Genomic DNA, 361 nt, shown 5'->3' on the forward strand with positions numbered 1-361 from the left:
CCAGCTCCAGCAGGTTGGGGGCCATGATGTCGGCCACCGGCAGCGCCTTTTCAGTCAGGAAGCGGGTCACGCCGGGGGCGACTATGCACCCCTTCTCCGGGTGACCCATGACGGGATCGCAGAAATAGATGGCGTCAGGATTGGCCGCCTTGACCGCAGCCACCACTGTCAGGATCTCGTCCCCCTGCTCAGCCGAGCCCAGATAGCCGCTCAGCACGGCGTCGCACAGGCCCAGCACCTCTATATCTCCCAGCCCCTTGCACAGGGCTCTGATATGGCCCGCGGGCATCGCCATCCCCTGCCAGCCTGCCGCGTACTGGGTGTGGTTGGAGAACTGCACCGTGTTGACGGGCCACACCTC

Annotated in this window: 1 protein-coding gene; it reads right to left on the minus strand. The window is 65.4% G+C overall.

Going from position 1 to position 361, the window contains the following annotated elements; translation table 11 throughout:
* Positions 1-361: pyridoxal kinase (gene pdxY / locus BN1128_RS15815; protein ID WP_042870484.1), on the minus strand; the 361-nt coding region annotated here is incomplete at both ends.

The organism is Aeromonas piscicola (assembly GCF_000820005.1).
GTDB lineage: Bacteria > Pseudomonadota > Gammaproteobacteria > Enterobacterales > Aeromonadaceae > Aeromonas > Aeromonas piscicola.